This window comes from Pseudogemmobacter humi (assembly GCF_900609055.1).
Lineage (GTDB): Bacteria > Pseudomonadota > Alphaproteobacteria > Rhodobacterales > Rhodobacteraceae > Pseudogemmobacter > Pseudogemmobacter humi.
This window is the reverse complement of the sequence record NZ_UXAW01000081.1, coordinates 37,926-56,526: the sequence shown is the minus strand read 5'-3', so window position 1 is coordinate 56,526 and position 18,601 is coordinate 37,926. Positions and strand designations below refer to the sequence as shown.

The following is an 18,601-nucleotide window of genomic DNA, read 5'->3' as shown; positions in this document are numbered from 1 at the left end:
CATCTTACAGCCAAAGGCCCGCATATGACCGGCAGCATCACTCTCGCCTTGCCCGAACGGGTGGATCTGGCCGGCGATCCGGCGATTGCCGAGTTTCTGCGGACGCATCGCGAGCGGCCGGTCGAGGTCTCGGCCCGGGCGCTGCGGCGGATCGACAGCCTGCTCCTGCAGTTCCTGATCGTGGCGGCGGCCGACTGGCGCGCGCGGGGGCTGTCCTTCCGGCTGAGCGGCCTGTCGCCGTCCCAGGCGGATCTGCTGGCCCTGCTGGGAATCGGGCCGGGGATCCTCGATCACAGCGGCGGGGGCGCGGCATGACGCTGGTTCTCGCCATCGACGATTCCCTGACCATCCGCCTCCTGCTGCGCCAGGCGATCGAGGCGGCGGGATTCGCCTGCGTGACCGCGGACGACGGGGTCGAAGGGCTGGAGCGTTTTGCCGAACATGCGCCCGACCTGGTGATCACCGATCTGAACATGCCCCGGATGGACGGTTTCGGGGTGATCGGCGCGATCCGCGCCGGCGCCAGCCATTCCCGGGTGCCGATTCTCGTCCTCAGCACCGAAAGCGCCGCGACCCTGCGCGCCCGCGCCCGCGCCGCCGGGGCGACCGGCTGGCTGACCAAACCCTTCGAGAATGCGGTGCTGATCCCGATCCTGCGCCGGTTTCTGGGCGGGGGGGCCGCGCGATGAGCACGAACCAGAGCATCCGCGACACCTTCTTTCAGGAATGCGAGGATCTGCTGGAGGCCCTGGCCTCGGGGCTCGCGCTGATGGAATGCGCCGAGGCGGATCACGAGGTCGTGAATGCGGTGTTCCGCGCGGTGCATTCGATCAAGGGTGGCGCCGGGGCCTTCGGGCTCGACGCGCTGGTGACTTTCGCCCATCGGTTCGAGACCGTGCTGGACGCGATCCGCGGCGGCGGGCTGACGCCCGGCGACGAGGTGATGCACGTCCTGCTGCGCTCGGCCGACCATCTCGCCGATCAGGTCGAGGCGGCGCGCGATGGCCGCGGCATGGATGCGGCACTGACGGCGGGATTTCTGCACAGCCTCGATGCCTGCCTGGGCGGCCCCCCTGCCGAAGAAGACGAGGATTTCTGTTTCAGCTTCGCCGCCGTGCCGCTCGATCTGTTCCCCGACCCGCCCCCCCCGGATGCCCCCGGCGATCCGGCGGGCTGGCTGATCCGGTTCCGCCCGCATCCTGAACTGCTGGCCCACGGGCATGAGCCGCTGCATCTGATCGCCGGTCTCGCGGATTTCGGCGCGCCCGCGGTCACGCCCGATCTCTCGGCGCAGCCCGCCTTCGACACCTGCGATCCCTCATTGCCCTGGCTCGGCTGGACCATCCGCCTGCCCTGCGCGCAGCCCCGGGAGGCGATCGAAAGCTATTTCGATTTCGCCCAGGGGCTTTGTGATCTGACGATCTCTCCGCTCGACATGCAAACCCCGGCAGAGCCGCCCGCTCCGCCCGCCGCCGCTCTTCCGCCAGATCCCGCTCCGCAGGATGCCAGTGCTCCTGAGGCTCCCTCGCGCGCCCCGCAGCCCGCGGCCGAAGAAGAGGACCGCACGCCCCGCCCCACTCTGCGCGTCGATCTGGAGCGGGTGGACCGGCTGATCAATGCCGTGGGCGAGCTGATCATCAACCAGGCGATGATCGAGCAGCATGTGCTCGATCTGTCTCTGCCGGGCGATTCGGGGATCATCGCCCATACCGAGGATTACCGCCTGCTCGCGCGCGACCTTCAGGAAGCGGTGATGGCGATCCGTGCCCAGCCGGTCCGGCCGTTGTTCCAGCGCATGTCGCGCATCCTGCGCGAGGCGGTGGCGGCGACCGGGAAATCCGCACGGCTTATCTGCACCGGCGAGGCGACCGAGGTCGACAAGACGGTGATCGAGCGGCTGGCCGATCCGCTGACCCATATGATCCGCAACGCGGTCGATCACGGGATCGAAAGCCCCGCCGCCCGCGCGGCCTCGGGCAAGGACCCCGAGGGCACGATCCGCCTCTCGGCCGCGCATCGCTCGGGCAGCGTCGTCATCACGCTGCGCGACGACGGCGCCGGCTTCGACCGCATCCGCATCCGCGACAAGGCGGTGGCCGGCGGCCTGATCGCGGCCGATGCCGATCTCAGCGAGAGCGAGATCGACAACCTGCTGTTTTTGCCCGGATTTTCCACGGCGGGAAAGGTGTCGAACCTTTCGGGGCGCGGCGTCGGCCTCGATGTGGTCCGCAATGCGGTGGCGGCGCTTGGCGGGCGCATCACCATCGCCTCGGATCCGGGCCAGGGCAGCGAATTCACCATCTCGCTGCCGCTGACGCTCGCGGTGATGGACGGGATGGTGATCTCGGTCTCGGGCCAGACCATGGTGATCCCCACTGCCCCGGTGATCGAGACGGTCCGCCCCGCTCCGTCCGATCTGCATGCGGCCGGCACCGCGGAACGGCTGCTTTCGGTGCGCGGCCGCTTCCTGCCGGTGATCGATGTGGCGCAATCGCTGGGCTTCCCCCCCCGCGACGCCCGGCTGCCGCCGCTGGCCCTGCTGGTCGAAACCGAAAGCCAGAGCCAGTGCGCGCTGATCGTCGACGCCGTGCATGATCAGCGCCAGGTGGTGATCAAGGGGCTGGACGCGAATTACGGCGCGGTTCCTGGCGTCTCGGCCGCCACCGTGCTGGGCAATGGCCAGATCGCGCTGATCCTCGACGCCGAAGCGCTGGCCGCGAACCGCCTGGCGCCCCCGCCTCCCCGCATTCCCTCCCCGACCGAAACCGGAACCTGCCATGCCCCCGCCTGACCCGGACACCGGCCCCGACGCCGAATTCGTCACCTTCTTCGCCGGAGGGCAGAGCTTCTCGCTCGACATCGCCCATGTGCGCGAGATCCGCCGCTGGAGCGCGGTGACCCCGCTGCCCCATGTGCCGAAAGAGGTGCTGGGGGTGATGAACCTGCGCGGATCGGTGATCCCGATCTACGATCTTTCCGCGCGGTTCGGCCTTGGCCCCACGCCGGAAAACCCGCGCAATGTGGTGGTGGTGGCGACGATCGGCAGCCAGACCCTGGGCCTGCTGGTCGAGGCGGTCTCGGAAATCCTCTCGGTCAGCCGGTCCAGCATCCAGGAGACGCCCGATCTGCGCTCCGATGCCACCCGCGCCGGCATCACCGGCATCATCGGCATCATCGGAGCAGAGGAGGGCATGACCCGGGTGATCGACCTTGCCGCGGTGATCCGCTGCGGGACGAGGCCCGCCGCATGACGTTGCTCGCCCCCCGCGACAGCCCGGCGGAGGCGCTGCTTTCCGATGCGGATTTCGCGCGGATCGCGGAATATTCCCGCCGCGAATTCGGTCTGTTCCAGCAGGAGAACAAGCGCCAGCTGCTGCATTCGCGGCTGCTGCGGCTGCTGGCGGATCTGGACTGCCCCGATATCGCGACCTTCCTCGACCGGCTCGAATCCGGCGTGGGCGGGCCCGAGCGCGAGGCGCTGATCCCGGCGCTGACCACCAATGTCACCAGCTTCTTCCGCGAGGCGCATCATTTCCGTCAGTTCAGCGACGGCGTGCTGCACCCCCGGCTGGGCGATCTGCGCCGGGGCGGACGGCTCAGGATCTGGTCGGCGGGCTGCTCGGAAGGCCAGGAACCCTGCTCGATCGCCATGACCGTGCTCGACCTGCTGCCCGAGGCGCCGCGCCTCAACATCCGCATCCTCGCTACCGACATCGACGCGAAAATCCTCGCCCGCGCGCGCATCGGCCGCTATCCCGTCGCGGAGGCGCAGAGCATCCCCGCCACGCTGCGCGCCGCCTTCAGCCGCCCTGCCGGAGCGGATCATTTCGCGCTGGACGAGAGGGTCACCGGAATGATCCGCTTCGCCGCGCTCAATCTCGTCGAATCCTGGCCCCTGCGCGGCCCGTTCGACGCGATCTTCTGCCGCAACGTGGCGATCTATTTCGACAAGCCGACACAGGCCCGGCTGTGGAGCCGCTTCGCAGAGCTGCTGGCCCCTGGCGGCATGCTGTTCATCGGCCATTCCGAACGGGTGAGCGGCCCGGCCGCCGGCCTGCTGAGCAGCGCCGGAATCACCGCCTACCAACTGACCAGCGCCGCGGAAAGGACCGGCTCATGAGCCTGAAAGACAATCTGCGCGTGATGGTGGTCGATGATATGTCGGTCAGCCGGGCGCTGATCTCGCAATCGCTGGAAGAGATCGGCATCCGCCATTTCGCCACCGAATCCGACAGTATGGCCGTGCTGGACAAGCTGGCATCGCATCCGGTCCATCTGGTGATTTCCGACATGAACATGCCGGGGCTGTCGGGGCTGGATCTGCTGGCGGCGTTGCGAAAAAATACCGCGACGCAGCGCATCGGCTTCATCCTGATCACCGGCACCCCCACGCCCGAGGTGATGAAGCGCGGCCAGGAACTGGGGCTGAACAATCTGATCCGCAAACCCTTCACCCCCGCCACGGTGAAGGCGGCGATTGAGCGCGTGGTGGGGCCGCTGTGAGCGCGCCTCACTCTCCGGCTCTCAGCCCGCTGCTGGCCGCCATCGCGCGCGAGATCGACACCAGCCGCCGGATGCTGCATGGGATCGAGGCGGCCATCGCGGGCTGCTGCACATCCGGGGCGGCGCCGGGCGCTTTCGCCGGTTTGCAGGGGATCGACCGGCTGGGCCAGCGGCTGGCGGATCTGGCCACGCTGCTGGCGGCGCTTGCCGAACAGGGTGGTGCTCTGCCGCCCGACCCCGCGCGGCTTGCGGCAGGACTTAACCTCGCCGAGATCCGTGCGCTCGTCCTGCCTGACGCCGTCACAGATTGCGAAACCGGGGATGCGGATGCGACCTGGCTGCTCTGATCCCGCCCCGCGAACCGCCGCCGGATGCCCGCCGCGAGGGCGCCGCCGATGAAACCGCGCAAGATCATCCTCATCACCACCCGGGCGATTTCCGCCGCGCGGCTCAGCCGCCGGATCGCGGCGCTGCCGGGCTACGAGATCGCCGGTCTCGCGCCGGACCTGTCCTCGGCCTATATGCTGACCGAAGGGTGCGAGCCCGGGCTGGCGCTGATCGGTCCCGAACTCGCCCGCCAGCCGGAATTCGAGGGGCTGCTGTCGATGTTCCGGGTGACCGGCACCTCCTGGCTGGAGATTCCCGAAGCCTTGCCGGCGTCCGGGCCCGGTCAGCTTGCAGAGGACGGGCTCGCGGCCTGGCTCGACACGGCGCAGAGCCTGCCGCCGGTGCCGGGACGGGTGGCGGGCGGCGAGACGCGGCCGCTGGCGGGCGGCGGCTTTCTGCCCGACCGGCTGATCCTGATCGGCGCCTCGACCGGCGGGATCGACGCGCTGATGACCATCCTGCCCGCCTTTCCCGCCGATTGCCCGCCCACGGCCATCGTCCAGCATACCGGGCCCGCCTTTTCCGACAGTCTGATCCGGCTGTTCGCCCGCTGCACGGCGGCGCGGGTGATCCCCGCCGCGCATGGCACCCTGCTGGAGCCCGGGGTGATCATGGTGGGCGCAGGCTGTGCCGGCCATCTGCGCCTTGCCGCCCGGCGCCCGTTGCGCAGCGAACTGGCACCCGGCGCGCCGGTCACGGGGCATCTGCCATCGGTCGACATGCTGTTTCGCTCGGCGGTGCCGTTGGCCGGCTCGGTTGCGGCGGCGCTGCTGACCGGGATGGGCCGCGACGGGGCGCAGGGTCTGCTGGAACTGCGCGCGGCGGGGGCGATGACACTGGCCCAGGACGAGGCCAGTTCGGTCGTCTACGGCATGCCCCGCGCCGCGGCCGAACTCGGCGCGGCGGAGCGCAGCCTGCCGCTGAACCGGATCGCCGGAGAACTGCTGAACTATTGCCAGCACCGTCCGGGCGCCGCCGGTTCCGAATGATCGGGGGCAGGCTGCGAGGAAGACGGGTTTCTTCATCCTTCAGCCGGAACCGCCCGTGCAACTGACAGCGGCGGATTTCCGGTCGGCCCAGCCCCGCTCACAGAACATGCAGCCCTGCGGCCCGGAAGGGTCTCACCGGACGGCCCCCCGGTCCCGCCGGCGTTCAGCTTTCCAGCCGGATCGAGACGCGGCGGTTGATGCGGCCCTTTTTCTCGATCTTCTCGACCGTCACCGCGCCGATTTCTCCGGTGCGCGCGACATGGGTGCCGCCGCAGGGTTGCAGATCGACCTGCCCCGCCCCCTCGCCGATGCGAACCAGCCGCACCCGGCCCTGCCCCGCCGGGGGGCGCACCGAAAGCGTCTTCACCAGCGCCGGGCTCGCGCGCAGTTCCTCATCCGTGATCCAGCTCTCGCTCACCTTCAGATCGCGGCCGATCAGCGCGTTCAGCCGCTCTTCCAGCACCGCCGCGGGCTCGGGCGGATCCGGCATATCGAAATCGAGCCGCGCCCGTTCCGCGCCGATCTGGCCGCCGGTGACCGGCAGCGGAATCACCACCGACAGAAGATGCAGCGCGGTATGCAGGCGCATGTGGCGGTAGCGCCGGTCCCAGTCCAGCACCTGGCGAACCCCGGCCCCCACCGGCGGCAGCGCAGCCAGATCGGCGGGCACCAGCACCACGGCGCCGTCGGGGTTGCGGGTGGCGGTGGCGATGGCCATCCGCCCGCCCGGCCAGATCAGCATGCCGGAATCGCCGGGCTGGCCGCCGCCGGTCGGATAGAACAGCACGCGGTCGAGCAGGATGCCGCCCTCGGGCGTATGGCCGGTGACGGTGGCGACAGCCTCCTGCAACCAGGGATCGTCGCGGAACAGCAGCTCCGTCATGTGGTTTCCTCGGCGGCGGGGCCGGGCTTTTCGGCCTTGCGGCGCGGCGCGGAGGCCGGGGCGGGCGGCGCTTCGGCCTCCTCCTCTTCCGCGGCGCGGGCCGACGGGGCCACGCCGATCGCCGCCGGGGCGCCGGGCATGGCGATGCCCTCTTCGAGGAAACGCGCCGCGATCATATGGTTGATCTCGCTGCGCACCGATGTGTTGAAATTCACGTCGCGCAGGATCACCCGGATCTCGTAATTCAGCACTCCGGCGCCGAACCCTTGCAGCACCACCGCGGGCGGCGGGTTCAGCACGACGAGGGGCTGCGCCTCGGCGATCTCGCGCAGGAGGCGCTCGACCTTGCGGCTGTCCTCGCCCCAGATCACCGAGACCGGCACGATCAGCCGCCCGGCCAGCCCGAAACGGGTCCAGTTCGTCACCCTCTGGCTGACCAGATCGGCGTTCGGCACCACCACGACGTTGCGGTCGAAAGTCTGGATCCGGGTCGAGCGCACCGAGATGGTCTTGACGATGCCCTGGGTGGTGCCGACCTCGATCCAGTCGCCCTCGGACACCGGGCGCTCGATCATCAGGATGATGCCCGAAACGAAGTTCTGCACGATGTTTTGCAGGCCGAAACCGATACCGACCGACAGCGCCGAGGCGACGATGGCAAGGCCGGAAAGGTCGATCCCGGTGGCGTTGATCGCGACCAGCGCGGCAAGGAAGATCCCGACATAGCCGGTGCCCGAGACCAGCGCGTTCTGCCCGCCGCGGTCCATTTTGGTGCGCGGCAGGATCGAGTTGCGCAAAGCGCCCTGGAACAGCCGGGTGACCAGATAGCCGATGACGAAGATCACCGCGAACAAGAGGAAATCGGTCGGCGAAACCCGGGTCTCGCCCAGCTGGAACCCCTCGCGGAAGCGGGTCCAGATCTCGGAAAGGTCGGAAACCCGGCTGCCCCAGATCAGCGCGAACAACGGCACCGAGGCCAGCGCAAGGCCGAAGCCGAGCAGGACCGGGACGAGCCGCTCGTTCTCGGCCACGGAATCCTCGGCCGGGTAGATCACCGCCCAGAGGTCCGAGAGCAGGCGTTGCAGGATGATCAGCAGCGCCAGAAGCCCCAGCGACATGATCGAGGGAAACACCAGCGCCGCCCCCGCCGCGACATAGCCGAAGGCCGCGAGCAGCGGCGCGGCGATGCCGATCACCCCGATGGCACGGCCCAGAAAGCCCAGAAGCCGCCGCCCGTAGCTGACCACGGTGCCATCCTCGCGCGAGCGGCGCAGGATGCGGCCCATCCGCCACAACATCACGCCCCCGGCACAAAGCACCGGGAAACTGGCCACTGCCGTCACCGCGTCGGAATAGTTCTGGCTTCCCATGGTGATGCGGCGCAACGCCTCGATCACCACCACCGCGCCCATGGCGGCGGCCATGAAGCGGCCCTCGGCCCGGTTCTCGACCGGCAGCGCCAGGATCTCTTCGCCGGATTCGACCCGCGGGAAGACCCGCGCGCCCAGCCAGACCGCGAAGAACAGCGTCAGCCCCAGCCAGGGCAGCGCCTGCGCCACGCCGATGGTGAGCGGGCCCAGAAAGCCGGTGCGGATCAGCGCCACCGACAGCGCCACCATGCCGATGGTCGGCACGATCACCTGGCCGAGCGAGGCGATCAGGCCGAAGATGCGGCGCCGCGCCTCGGTCCGGCCGAGGCGCAGCCGGTCGGCGAAGGCCTCGATCCACGGCCGGGCGAACAGCGTCGTCGCGACCGCGATCGCCAGCAGCACCAGGATCAGCGGCAGCGAATCGAAAAACTGCGCCCGCGCGCGGCCATCCTGCCAGCCCTGGGACATCTCGTTCCAGATGCGCAGGAAGGTATCGCTCATTCCCACCGCCGCCTCGGGCCAGTTCGCCGGATTGACCGGCGCGGGCCAGAGTTGCAGCAGGTGATCGGCCTGGCGGTCGCGGATGGTGCGGTCGATCTCGCGGATCAGCCCGTCGGCGCGGCGGTAGGCTTCTTCGGCGGCGATGCGCGGCGCCAGCAGCGTAGAAAGCTGCTCGTTCAGTTCCTTGCGTTTCTGCGCGATTTCAGGCGCTTCGCCTGAATCGCCCTCGGGCACCGGGCCAAGCGCGGCGATCTGTTCGCGCACGGTGGCGATGCGCTCGGCATTGGCGTTCTGCGCGGCGTTCAGCCGCCCGCGCCACTCTGCAAGCCCCGCGCGCAATTCATCAAGCCGGCTGTCGGAGACCGATCCGCCGCTCAGTTCCGCCTCGGCGGCTTTCGCTGCCCGTTCCCAGTTGCGATAATCGACCTGCTGGCTGTCGCCCTCGCCCTGGGCGAAGCCCGCGGCAGGCACCGTCAGCGCCAGACAAAGCCCGAGCCAGAGCGCCGCGAAGGCCGCGCGCAAGCGCCCCATCGCCTCAGACGTCCTCATAGACCGAGGGCAGCGCCCGCGCGCCGCGCGCCAGCCATTCCGGCACCGGCAGGCCTTTTTCGCGCAGGAAAACCGGGTTGAACAGTTTCGACTGATAGCGGTTGCCGTAGTCGCAGAGCACGGTCACGATGGTATGGCCCGGCCCCATTTCCTTCGCCATGCGGATCGCGCCGGCGATGTTGATCGCGGACGAGCCGCCGAGGCAGAGCCCCTCTTCCTGCACCAGATCGAAGACGATGGGCAAAGCCTCGGCATCGGGGATGCGCCAAGACATATCGGGGCGGAAGCCTTCCAGATTGGCGGTGATCCGGCCCTGACCGATGCCTTCGGTGATCGAGGTGCCGGGGCTGTCGAACCTGCCTTCGGTGTAGAAGCTGTAAAGCGCCGCGCCCTCAGGATCGGCGAGGCCGATCTTCACACCTTTGGGCTGCAACGCCTCGGCCACGCCCGCAAGCGTGCCGCCCGAGCCGACGGCGGCGACGAATCCATCCACCTTGCCGCCGGTCTGTTCCCAGATCTCGGGGCCGGTGGTCTCGACATGGGCCTGGCGGTTGGCGGTATTGTCGAACTGATTGGCCCAGATGGCGCCGTTCGGCTCGGTCCGCGCCAGCGCCTCGGCCAGCCGGCCCGAGTAACGCACGTAATTGTTCGGGTTCTTGTAGGGCGCGGCCGGAACCTGGACCAGTTCCGCGCCCGCGAGCCGGATCATGTCCTTCTTTTCCTGGCTCTGGGTTTCCGGGATCACGATCACCGTGCGGAAGCCGAGCGAATTGCCGACCAGCGCCAGACCGATCCCGGTATTGCCCGCCGTTCCCTCGACGATGGTGCCGCCGGGCTTGAGCTGCCCCTTCGCCACCGCGTCGCGGATGATGTAGAGCGCGGCGCGGTCCTTGACCGACTGGCCCGGATTCATGAACTCGCATTTGCCGAGGATGGTGCATCCGGTCAGCTCGCTGGCGCGGCGGAGTTTCAGAAGCGGCGTGTTGCCGATCGTATCGGCCAGATCGCTGTGGATGCGCATGGGAGAAAAGCCTTCCTCTTTTCCACAGGTGTAAAAGTGCCGGGGCGCAAACTCAAGCGCCCGCAGCCATCGCGGCGGCAGCCCGGCAAAAGGAAGGAGAAGAATTTCCCTGCACGGCACCGGGCGCGTGCGGCGTTTCGCGAAAGCCGGTTTTCGGGGAACACGCTTGCGCGGTTCCCCGGGGCCGCTCAGCCCTGCTTTTCGACCAGCAGCCCGTCCTGCTTCAGCCCGGCATAGCATTCGTCAAGGCTCTTCGTCGCGCGGTCGATCAGCACGTCGATCTCGGCGGGGGTGATCACCAGCGGCGGCGAGATGATCATCCGGTCGCCGACATGGCGCATGATCAGATCGTTGGCGAAGCAACGCTCGCGGGCGCGCAGGCCCACGGTGCCCTCCTCGCTGGCGAAACGCGCGCGGCGCGCCTTGTTCGGGGTCAGCACGATCGACCCCATCAGGCCGACGAGCTTCGCCTCGCCCACCAGCGGATGATCGGCCAGTTTCGCCCAGCGTTCCGCCAGATAGGGATGCGCGACATTCGCGGCATGCTCGACGATGTTCTCGTCCTGAAGGATGCGCAGGTTTTCCAGCGCCACGGCGGCGGCGACCGGGTGGCCGGAATAGGTATAGCCATGGTTGAAATCGCCGCCCGAGCCGACGACTTCCGCCACCTCGTCCGAGATGATCGAGCCGCCGATCGGCGCATAGCCCGACGAGAGCCCCTTGGCGATGGTCATGATATCGGGCGTGATGCCGAAGGTCTGGCTGCCGAACCAGTTGCCGGTGCGGCCGAATCCGGTGATCACCTCATCGGCGATCAGCAGGATGCCGTATTTCCTGCAGATGCGCTGGATCTCGGGCCAGTAGGTTTTCGGCGGGATGATCACGCCGCCCGCGCCCTGGACCGGCTCGCCGATGAAGGCCGCCACCTTGTCGGCGCCGAGCTCAAGGATCTTCTCCTCCAGCTCGCGCGCGCGCATCAGGCCGAACTCGTCCTCGGACATGTCGCCGCCCTCGCCCCACCAATAGGGCTGGCCGATGTGCTCGACCCCGTCGATCCGGCCGCCATGGGCATGGATCGGCTTCATGCCGCCAAGGCTGCCGCCGCCCATGGTCGAGCCGTGATAGCCGTTCCAGCGCGCGATGAGGATCCGCCGCTCGGGCTGACCCTTGACCTGCCAGTAGCGCCGCACGAGGCGGATGTTGGTGTCATTGGCCTCCGAGCCCGAGCCCGCGAAGAACACGTGGTTCAGATCGCCCGGCGCCAGTTCGGCAAGCTTCGCGGCCAGCGCGATGGCGGGCACATGGGTGGTCTGGAAGAAGGTGTTGTAATAGGGCAGCTCCATCATCTGCCGCGCCGCCACCTCGCCCAGTTCGCGCCGCCCGTAGCCGATGTTGACGCACCAGAGCCCGGCCATACCGTCAAGGATGCGGTGGCCTTCCGAGTCGGTCAGCCAGCAGCCCTCGCCGCGCAGGATCACCCGCGCCCCCTTCTTCGCGAGCCCCGCCTTGTCGGTGAACGGATGGAAATGATGCGCCGCGTCGAGCTTTTGCAGCTCGGCGGTCGGCGTGTTGTTGTTGATCATGTTCATGACGGCCACCTTCTCGCATCGGGAATCGGTATCGGCGCCGGGGCGCCCCGGGATCAGAATAGAGGTAATCCGTAAAGGCGGCAAGAAATTTGATCAAATTATCCAGGACGGGCGCGCTTCCCCGGCGAAGGAAGGGGGCCTTGCCCCCTCGGCCCCTACGGGCCCCCCGTCCATCGGTTCCTTGAACCGATGGCGAAACCGATGGACGACCTGGGATATTTAGAGACAGAAAATGAGCAGCTGCGACTCTCTCTGCTTCATTTTCTGTCCTTAAATATCCCCGCCGGAGGCATCCGCGCCGCAAGGCGCGGACCTCTTGCGCCCGCCACCGCGCCCGGCCTTTTCTCCTGATCCGGATACGCCCGCCAGAGGCACTACCCCGCCGGAACGGCGGGGCGCCCGAGCCGGTTGGCCGCAGGCCAGAGGCGAGGAAAAGACCTGCGGGCGCCAGCCCGCTCCGCTTAGAAGGCGCCTTCGGAAAGCGCGAGGCGCACCTGATCCACGCCCTGCTGGATGTCGCGGGCGATGGCGGCCGACAGGGCCTCGCCCTCGCCGCCGCGCATCGCCTCCAACGCCTCGGCATGCAGGTCGGGCAGGCCGGAACTGCCGAACCGTCCCATCACCAGCCGCAGCGACGGGCCGGCGCGCAGCCAGAGGGATTGCGCGATATCCATCAGCACCGGAGCCTCGGCCGCCTCGTAGAGGGTAAAGTGGAAGGCGTGGTTCGCGCGCAGATAACCCGCCAGGTTGCCCGCCCCGATTGCGGCATTCACCTCGTCGTCCAGCGCCGTCAGCCGCGCGATCAGCCCGGGCGTCAGCCGCCGCATCGCCAGCCGCGCCAGCTGCGGCTCGATCGCCAGCCGCGCCCAGGCCAGCTGGTCGAGCACCGCCTCCGTCATCTGCGGCACCGAGACCCGGCGGTTCCCTTGCGGCGTCAGCGCGCCCTCGGCGGTCAGCCGGCGGATCGCCTCGCGCACCGGAGTCATGCCGGCGTCGAGTTCCGCTGTCAGCCCCTGGATCGTCACCGGCTGGCCCGGCGCCAGCACCCCGAACAGGATCATGTCGCGCAGCCGCGCATAGGTGACCTCATGGGTCGGTATCTTGCGGCCGTCCTCGTCCATGCCTGCTCTTCCGCCCCTCGCCGCGCCGTTCGGGCCAGTTATGACCAGGATCCCCCGGCAATCAATAGGGGCCGCCGGAAGATGATCATATTCTCAAAGGCCCCGCGCCGTGCCGCGCAGCCGCTCCCGCTCGCGCGCGAGCCAGAACAGGCTCAGGATCAGCGGCGCATTCGCGAGCCGCCCCTCCGCCATCCAGCGCATCGCCTGATCGAAGGGGATCACATGGGTGCGGATGTCCTCGCCCTCGCTCTCCAGCCCATGCAGCCCGCCTGTCCCTTCGGGCAGATCGGCGAGTGCGACATAGGAATAGAGATATTCGGTCATCGCCCCCGGCGAAGGGTAGTAATCCGCGACCGGGATCAGCGCGCCGAGCGCGATCCCCGCCTCTTCCGCCGCCTCGCGCCGGGCGGCCTGTTCCGGCGTCTCGCCCGCGTCGATCCGCCCGGCCACCGCCTCGATCAGCCAGGGCCGCGCCTCGCCGCGCGCAAGCGGCCCGGCGCGGAACTGCTCGACCAGCAGCACCCGGTCGCGCAAAGGGTCGTAAGGCAGCACCGTCACCGCATCGGTGGCGACGAACATCTCGCGCCGGATCGGCCCGGTCATGCCGCCCGCGAACCGGCGGTGGCGCAGATCGGCCACCTCCACCGCGAAAAAGCCGCGAAACGGATGCGCCCATTCGGACACCTCCACCGCACCGTCCAGGGGGCCATTCGCCGCCCGCCTGTCCGCGCGCAGGGCCGAGGCCGCCCGCGACAGCATCGGGCCGCGCAACTGCGCCAGCCTGTCCGCCGGATACCGCCCCATCAGCGCGAGGATGTCCCCGGCCAGCCTGCGCTCCAGCGCCGGATCCGGCGCCGCCTGGCCAAGCGTCGCCGCCTGCCAGAACGCGAGCCGCGCCGCGCCCCCGGTGCCGCCCGGCCCCAGGATCAGCGCCAGAAGGGCGGGATCGTCCAGCCGGGGATCGTCCCGCCCGCTCACTTCCAGCGCCGCCATGTCCATTCCGCCAGCGGTCCGCCCACCACGCCGGCGAAGATCAGCACCCCCAGCACCCCGACCGTCGCCATGTTTTTAGCGTTTGCCATCATCAGCTCGACCCAGCCGAGCATCGCGCCCATCGGCCCGTCGTAGTGCATCCGCATCGCCTCGCCGACCATCTGATACGCCGAGAAGCCCAGCACCGCGAAAAACGCCAGCACGATCGAGGTCTTGAGGCCGGTGCCGATGGAATCGGCATAGCCCTTGCCGACCTGCCCCCCCAGGATCCGCCAGCCGCAGATCAGGCCGATCAGCGCGGTGATCTCGCGGAAACGGCCGAAAGAGGCGCTCTCGCCCAAAGCGGGGATATGCGCATTGGCCGCGAGCCAGCCCATCAGGGCGAACCAGACGGCGGCGACGAGCTTCGCGGATGTGGGCATGGAACTCCTCTGGCCCGGTCCCGGGCCGTTCACTGAACCTCAGCCCCGGCGGGTCAGGGTGATCTGCGTCACATCGCAGTTTCCGCCGTTGAAGGCGCCCGCGCAAGAGGTCAGGTAGAATTCCCACAGCCGCCGGAACCGCTCGTCGAAGCCGAGCGGGCGGATCTCGTCCCAGCGGGCGAGAAAGGTCTCGTGCCAGCGCCGCAGCGTCTGGCTGTAGCTCTGGCCGAATTCAAAACTGCCCCGGAAGGCAAGACCCGCCCGCGCCGCCTGCTCGCGCAGCACCGAAGGCGCGGGCAACATCCCGCCGGGGAAGATGTATTTCTGGATGAAATCCACCGATTTGCGGTAACGCGCCCAGCGGTCCTCGGCGATGGTGATGATCTGGAGCACGGCGTTGCGGCCTGGGTTCAGCCGGTCCGAGAGGGCGCGGAAATAGACCGGCCAGTATTTCTCGCCCACCGCCTCGAACATCTCGATGCTGGCGATGCCGTCATAGCGGCCCTGATGGTCGCGGTAATCCTGAAGCCGGATCTCGACCCGGTCCGAAAGGCCTGCGCGGCGGATCCTCTCTGTCGCGTAATCGTGCTGCGCCTGGCTGATCGTCAGCCCGGTGACGCGCAGCCCGCGTTTGGCGGCGGCATATTCGGCGAAACCGCCCCAGCCGCAGCCGATCTCCAGCACATGCTCTCCCGGCGCGGCCCCGATCCGGTCGACCATGGCGGCGTATTTCTGTTCCTGGGCGCGCTCCAGGCTCTCCTGCCCGGTCAGAAACAGGGCCGAGGAATAGGTCATGCTGTCGTCGAGCCATCTGGCGTAGAATTCGTTCCCCAGATCGTAATGCGCGGCGATGTTCTTCTTCGCCTGGCGGCGGGTGTTGGAATGCAGCCAGAACCGCAGCCGCTCGAAGGCGCGCACCAGCCCGGCGCCGGGGAAGGCGTCGGGCACCACCAGGTTGCCCGGCAGCAGGATCAGATCGAGAAAGGCCTGAAGGTCGGGGGTTTCCCAGTCGCCGTCGATATAGGCCTCGCAAAAGCCCAGATCGCCCTCGCGCACGAGCCGTGCGAACAGGTCCGGGCTGACCACGCGGACCTCGGCCACCGGGCCCGGCGCCGCGCCCCCGGCGCGAAAGCGGCGCCCGTCCGGCATTACGAAATCCAGCCAGCCCTGCCGCAGATGCCGCACCCTGGCGAAGACCTGCGGAAAGTAACGGGGCAGCCCGTCCTGCCCTTCGGTCGAGGCGAAACTCTCCATGACTCCCCCGATTTGCCTGCCGCATCCGGTCGCCGATAGAAATTCCGCCCCCGAGACTTCCAGAGAAATCCCTTTGGCTCAAGCCTTTCCTTCGCAGGATGCGAAAGTCCGACGGGAAGCCGCCCGCGCGGCGGGGGGCAGCCCGCCATGCCGCCTGCCTGCCCCCGGCGCATTTCGATCCCGGGGAAGATGCGTTCCCGAAGAGGAGACGCCCAGCCCCCTACAGCACCGCATCCAGCGCCGCGATCAGCCGGACCACCTCTTCCGCGCTGGTGTAATGCACCGCCGAGAGCCGCAGCACGCCCTTGTCGCGAGGCACCCCAAGCGCGTCGAGCGGGCGGACCGCGTAGAAATCGCCCGCCCAGCAGGCGATGCCGCGCCGGCCAAGCTCTTCCGACACCGGCTCCGCCGCGCCCGGCAACTCCACCGCGACGGTGGGCGCGCGCCGCTCTGCCGTGCGCGGTCCGATCAGCCGCAGATCGTTGCGCGCCGCAAGGTAGTCGAGCAGCGGCCGGATCACCGCAGTCTCCTGCGCGCGCATCAGCTCATGCACCCCCTGGTTGCGCGCGAGCGGATCGCCGCCAAGCCCGTGATGCGCCGCCAGCGCGTCGATGTAATCCGCCATCCCCGCGCAGGCGGCGACCTGGGCGTGATCCGGCCCGGCCGGGGTGTGGCGTTTATAAAGCGCATCCTGGTTGAAGAAATGGCCCTGGCCGGGCAGTTCCATCCCGAAGCTCTCATCGAGGATCATGATCCCCTGATGCGGCCCATAGGTCTTGTAGGCCGAGAACAGATAGACATCGCAGCCGAGCGCGTTGAAATCCGGAAAACCATGCGGCGCATAGGATACCCCGTCCACCACGGTGCGCGCACCGGCCTCACGCGCGATCCCGGAAATCTCAGCAACATCATTGATTTCCGCAATGATGTTCGAGCAATGCGGGAAGCAGACCAGCCGCACCCTGCCATCCGCCAGCAGAGTGCGCAGATCGTCAGGGTTCAGGCTGCCGGTCGAGGGATCGATCCGCCATTCGCGGATCTCGACACCCTCATCGGCCAGGCGCCGCCAGACGCCGGAATTGGCCTCATGGTCCTGGTTCGTCACCACCACCGCCGCCTTCTGCCCGCGCAGCCAGCCCCGCACTCCCTGGGCCAGCACATAGGTGTTCGCGCTGGTCGAGGGGCCGAACGAGACCTGCGCCGCCCGCACCCCCATCATCGCCGCCAGCCGCGCACGGGCCTCGTCCATCTCGGCGCCGCCCGCCTGCGCCCCCGGATAGGGCCCGTAAGGCTGCACCTTGCGGTCGGTGTAGAACCGCGTCAGCCGTTCGACCACCTGACGGCAGGGATAGCTGCCGCCGGCATTCTCGAAAAACGCATGGGACGACAGCACCGGCGAGGCGAAGGCGGGGAATTGCGCGCGCACGAAATCCAGATCGAGGGCGGTCATGAGGCATCCTTTTCAAGGGTGCCGCGAAGCGGAACAGACCTGTCGCGAAAGGGTCCATCCCGGATCGCGGCAGGTCTTCCAGCCAGAACCGGCGATGTCTCCCGCCGGCCCAGACCCCGGCAGGCCCGGGCGTCGCGCGCAGATTAGGCCGCAGGCCCGTCGCAAGGCAAGCCCCCGCCGCGCCTTGCCAGGCCTCCCGCAACCGCAACGCCCCGGGGCTCATTTTCTGTCCTTAAATATCCCCGCCGGAGGCATCCACGCCCACAAGGGCGCGGAGAACTTCGCCACCCTCACACAGCCACACCCGACGCCCCCTTCCCGCTTTCATCCTGACCAAAATACCCCCGCCGGAGGCTGCCGCGCGCCACGGGCGCGGCGCACTTCCCGCAATCCGGCTTGTGGCAGCAAAAATCCTGTCATAGCCTCGGGCCATGCCAACAGGGTCCGGCTTCCGCCCGGAGGCCATCTCACCCGACATACGACAGAGGAGTCACGATGAACCGCTGCCTTTCCACGCTCGCCGGAGCCGCCTCGGCGCTCGCCTTGTCTTCCGCCGCCTTCGCGGCCGATCCCGAGCTTACCGTTTTCGACTGGGCCGGCTGGGAAATCGACGGCGCGCTGGCGCCCTATGTCGCCAAACACGGCCAGAAGCCGACCTATTCCTTCTATGCCGACGACGACGAGGCGTTCCAGAAGGTCTCGTCCGGCTTCCGCGCCGATGTGGTCCATCCCTGCCCCGGCGCGGTGCCGAACTACCGCGAGGCCGGGCTGATCGAGCCCTGGGACACCTCGAAGATCGAGGCTTTCGGCAATATCGACCCCGATCTGCTGGCCTCGCCGCATATCAGCGATGACGGCGGCGTCTGGTTCATCCCCTATGATTTCGCCTATACCGCCATCGCCTACAACAAGACCGAAGTGGCAGAGGAAGAGGTCCAGTCGCTTTCGGTCTTCCTCGATCCGAAATATGCCGGACGGATCGCGATCTCGGACAATTCCGACGATGTCTGGGCGCTCGGCTTCCTCGCGACCGGCACCACCTCCTGGGACGATGTGACCGACGAGCAGATCGCCGCCGCCGCCGACTGGCTGCGCCAGGCCGCGCCGAATGTGCGCACCTGGTGGTCGGACCCGTCGGAACTGGCGCAGATGATGAAATCGGGCGAGGTTCTGGTGTCCTGGTCCTGGAATGATCCGGTCGCCATCCTTCAGGCCGAGAATTTCCCGGTGGGCTTCAACCGTTCGCCGAAAGAGGGCTCGACCACCTTCTTCTGCGGCTTCGTCAACATGAAGAACGGCCCCGGCAAAGAGGAAAAGGTCTATGACTGGGTGAATTCGATGTTCGCCCCGGAAAGCCTGCCCTCGATCATCGAGGCGATCGGCTATGCCAATACCAATACGGCGGCGACCGACGCGATCCCGGCGGCGGACCTGGAGGGCGCCTTCCTCGATCCGGTCGAAACCACCCTGTTCCTGCAAACGCCGATGGACCCGGATCTGCGCTCGCGGCTGCTGGAAGAGTTCGAACTGATCAAGATGGGCATGTGACGCCCGCGAAAGCCCGGCCAT

18 protein-coding genes are annotated in these 18,601 nt (G+C 68.4%); 9 read left to right on the top strand and 9 right to left on the bottom strand.

Annotation, left to right across the window (positions count from 1 at the left end; genetic code table 11):
* The first annotated feature begins 24 nt into the window (after positions 1–24).
* Genes XINFAN_RS13480 through XINFAN_RS13445 form a run of 8 tightly spaced genes read left to right on the top strand, consistent with a single transcriptional unit; the run spans position 25 to position 5,879 of the window.
* Positions 25–315: an STAS domain-containing protein gene (locus XINFAN_RS13480; protein WP_124087389.1), complete on the top strand. Its 291-nt coding sequence runs from the start codon at positions 25–27 to the stop codon at positions 313–315.
* The gene (locus XINFAN_RS13475; RefSeq protein ID WP_124087388.1) at positions 312–689 is read left to right on the top strand and encodes a response regulator; all 378 of its coding nucleotides are present in this window, start codon (positions 312–314) and stop codon (positions 687–689) included. Before XINFAN_RS13480 ends, XINFAN_RS13475 begins: the two co-directional genes overlap by 4 nt.
* Positions 686–2,791, top strand: a complete 2,106-nt coding sequence (locus XINFAN_RS13470) for a chemotaxis protein CheA (RefSeq protein WP_124087387.1) — start codon at positions 686–688, stop codon at positions 2,789–2,791. The genes XINFAN_RS13475 and XINFAN_RS13470 overlap by 4 nt, the downstream gene beginning before the upstream one ends.
* On the top strand, positions 2,778–3,251 hold the full coding sequence (locus tag XINFAN_RS13465; RefSeq protein ID WP_124087386.1) for a chemotaxis protein CheW: 474 nt from the start codon (positions 2,778–2,780) through the stop codon (positions 3,249–3,251). Before XINFAN_RS13470 ends, XINFAN_RS13465 begins: the two co-directional genes overlap by 14 nt.
* On the top strand, positions 3,248–4,120 hold the full coding sequence (locus XINFAN_RS13460; RefSeq protein WP_124087385.1) for a CheR family methyltransferase: 873 nt from the start codon (positions 3,248–3,250) through the stop codon (positions 4,118–4,120). The genes XINFAN_RS13465 and XINFAN_RS13460 overlap by 4 nt, the downstream gene beginning before the upstream one ends.
* Positions 4,117–4,503 carry a response regulator gene (locus tag XINFAN_RS13455; protein WP_124087384.1) on the top strand — a complete coding sequence of 129 codons (387 nt, stop codon included), beginning with the start codon at positions 4,117–4,119 and terminating at the stop codon, positions 4,501–4,503. Before XINFAN_RS13460 ends, XINFAN_RS13455 begins: the two co-directional genes overlap by 4 nt.
* The gene (locus tag XINFAN_RS13450; protein WP_124087383.1) at positions 4,500–4,850 is read left to right on the top strand and encodes a hypothetical protein; all 351 of its coding nucleotides are present in this window, start codon (positions 4,500–4,502) and stop codon (positions 4,848–4,850) included. Before XINFAN_RS13455 ends, XINFAN_RS13450 begins: the two co-directional genes overlap by 4 nt.
* 48 nt (positions 4,851–4,898) lie before the next feature.
* On the top strand, positions 4,899–5,879 hold the full coding sequence (locus XINFAN_RS13445; protein ID WP_160144621.1) for a CheB methylesterase domain-containing protein: 981 nt from the start codon (positions 4,899–4,901) through the stop codon (positions 5,877–5,879).
* Positions 5,880–6,042: 163 nt separating this feature from the next.
* Here XINFAN_RS13445 and XINFAN_RS13440 read toward each other — a convergent pair whose 3' ends face one another.
* The 9 genes from XINFAN_RS13440 to XINFAN_RS13400 form a co-directional block, all read right to left on the bottom strand.
* Positions 6,043–6,762 (bottom strand): alanyl-tRNA editing protein, encoded by a 720-nt coding sequence (locus XINFAN_RS13440; protein WP_124087381.1) that lies wholly within the window; start codon positions 6,760–6,762, stop codon positions 6,043–6,045.
* Positions 6,759–9,164, bottom strand: a complete 2,406-nt coding sequence (locus tag XINFAN_RS13435; protein ID WP_160144620.1) for a DUF3772 domain-containing protein — start codon at positions 9,162–9,164, stop codon at positions 6,759–6,761. Before XINFAN_RS13435 ends, XINFAN_RS13440 begins: the two co-directional genes overlap by 4 nt.
* Positions 9,165–9,168: 4 nt before the next feature.
* Positions 9,169–10,203: a cysteine synthase A gene (locus XINFAN_RS13430; RefSeq protein WP_124087379.1), complete on the bottom strand. Its 1,035-nt coding sequence runs from the start codon at positions 10,201–10,203 to the stop codon at positions 9,169–9,171.
* 188 nt (positions 10,204–10,391) lie between these two features.
* Positions 10,392–11,792, bottom strand: a complete 1,401-nt coding sequence (locus XINFAN_RS13425) for an aspartate aminotransferase family protein (RefSeq protein WP_124087378.1) — start codon at positions 11,790–11,792, stop codon at positions 10,392–10,394.
* A 461-nt stretch (positions 11,793–12,253) separates the two neighbouring features.
* Complete coding sequence (locus XINFAN_RS13420) at positions 12,254–12,913, bottom strand: GntR family transcriptional regulator (RefSeq protein WP_124087377.1); 660 nt, start codon at positions 12,911–12,913, stop codon at positions 12,254–12,256.
* A gap of 93 nt (positions 12,914–13,006) precedes the next feature.
* Positions 13,007–13,906, bottom strand: a complete 900-nt coding sequence (locus XINFAN_RS13415; protein WP_160144619.1) for an NUDIX domain-containing protein — start codon at positions 13,904–13,906, stop codon at positions 13,007–13,009.
* Positions 13,888–14,328: a TrgA family protein gene (locus tag XINFAN_RS13410; protein WP_124087375.1), complete on the bottom strand. Its 441-nt coding sequence runs from the start codon at positions 14,326–14,328 to the stop codon at positions 13,888–13,890. Before XINFAN_RS13410 ends, XINFAN_RS13415 begins: the two co-directional genes overlap by 19 nt.
* Positions 14,329–14,367: 39 nt before the next feature.
* Positions 14,368–15,582 (bottom strand): SAM-dependent methyltransferase, encoded by a 1,215-nt coding sequence (locus tag XINFAN_RS13405; protein WP_124087374.1) that lies wholly within the window; start codon positions 15,580–15,582, stop codon positions 14,368–14,370.
* Between the two features lie 220 nt (positions 15,583–15,802).
* Positions 15,803–17,032, bottom strand: a complete 1,230-nt coding sequence (locus XINFAN_RS13400; RefSeq protein WP_124087373.1) for an aminotransferase class V-fold PLP-dependent enzyme — start codon at positions 17,030–17,032, stop codon at positions 15,803–15,805.
* A gap of 495 nt (positions 17,033–17,527) precedes the next feature.
* Between XINFAN_RS13400 and XINFAN_RS13395 the strand changes: the two genes are divergently transcribed.
* Positions 17,528–18,580, top strand: coding sequence for an ABC transporter substrate-binding protein (locus tag XINFAN_RS13395; protein WP_124087372.1), 1,053 nt, complete (start codon positions 17,528–17,530; stop codon positions 18,578–18,580).
* Positions 18,581–18,601: the final 21 nt, after the last annotated feature.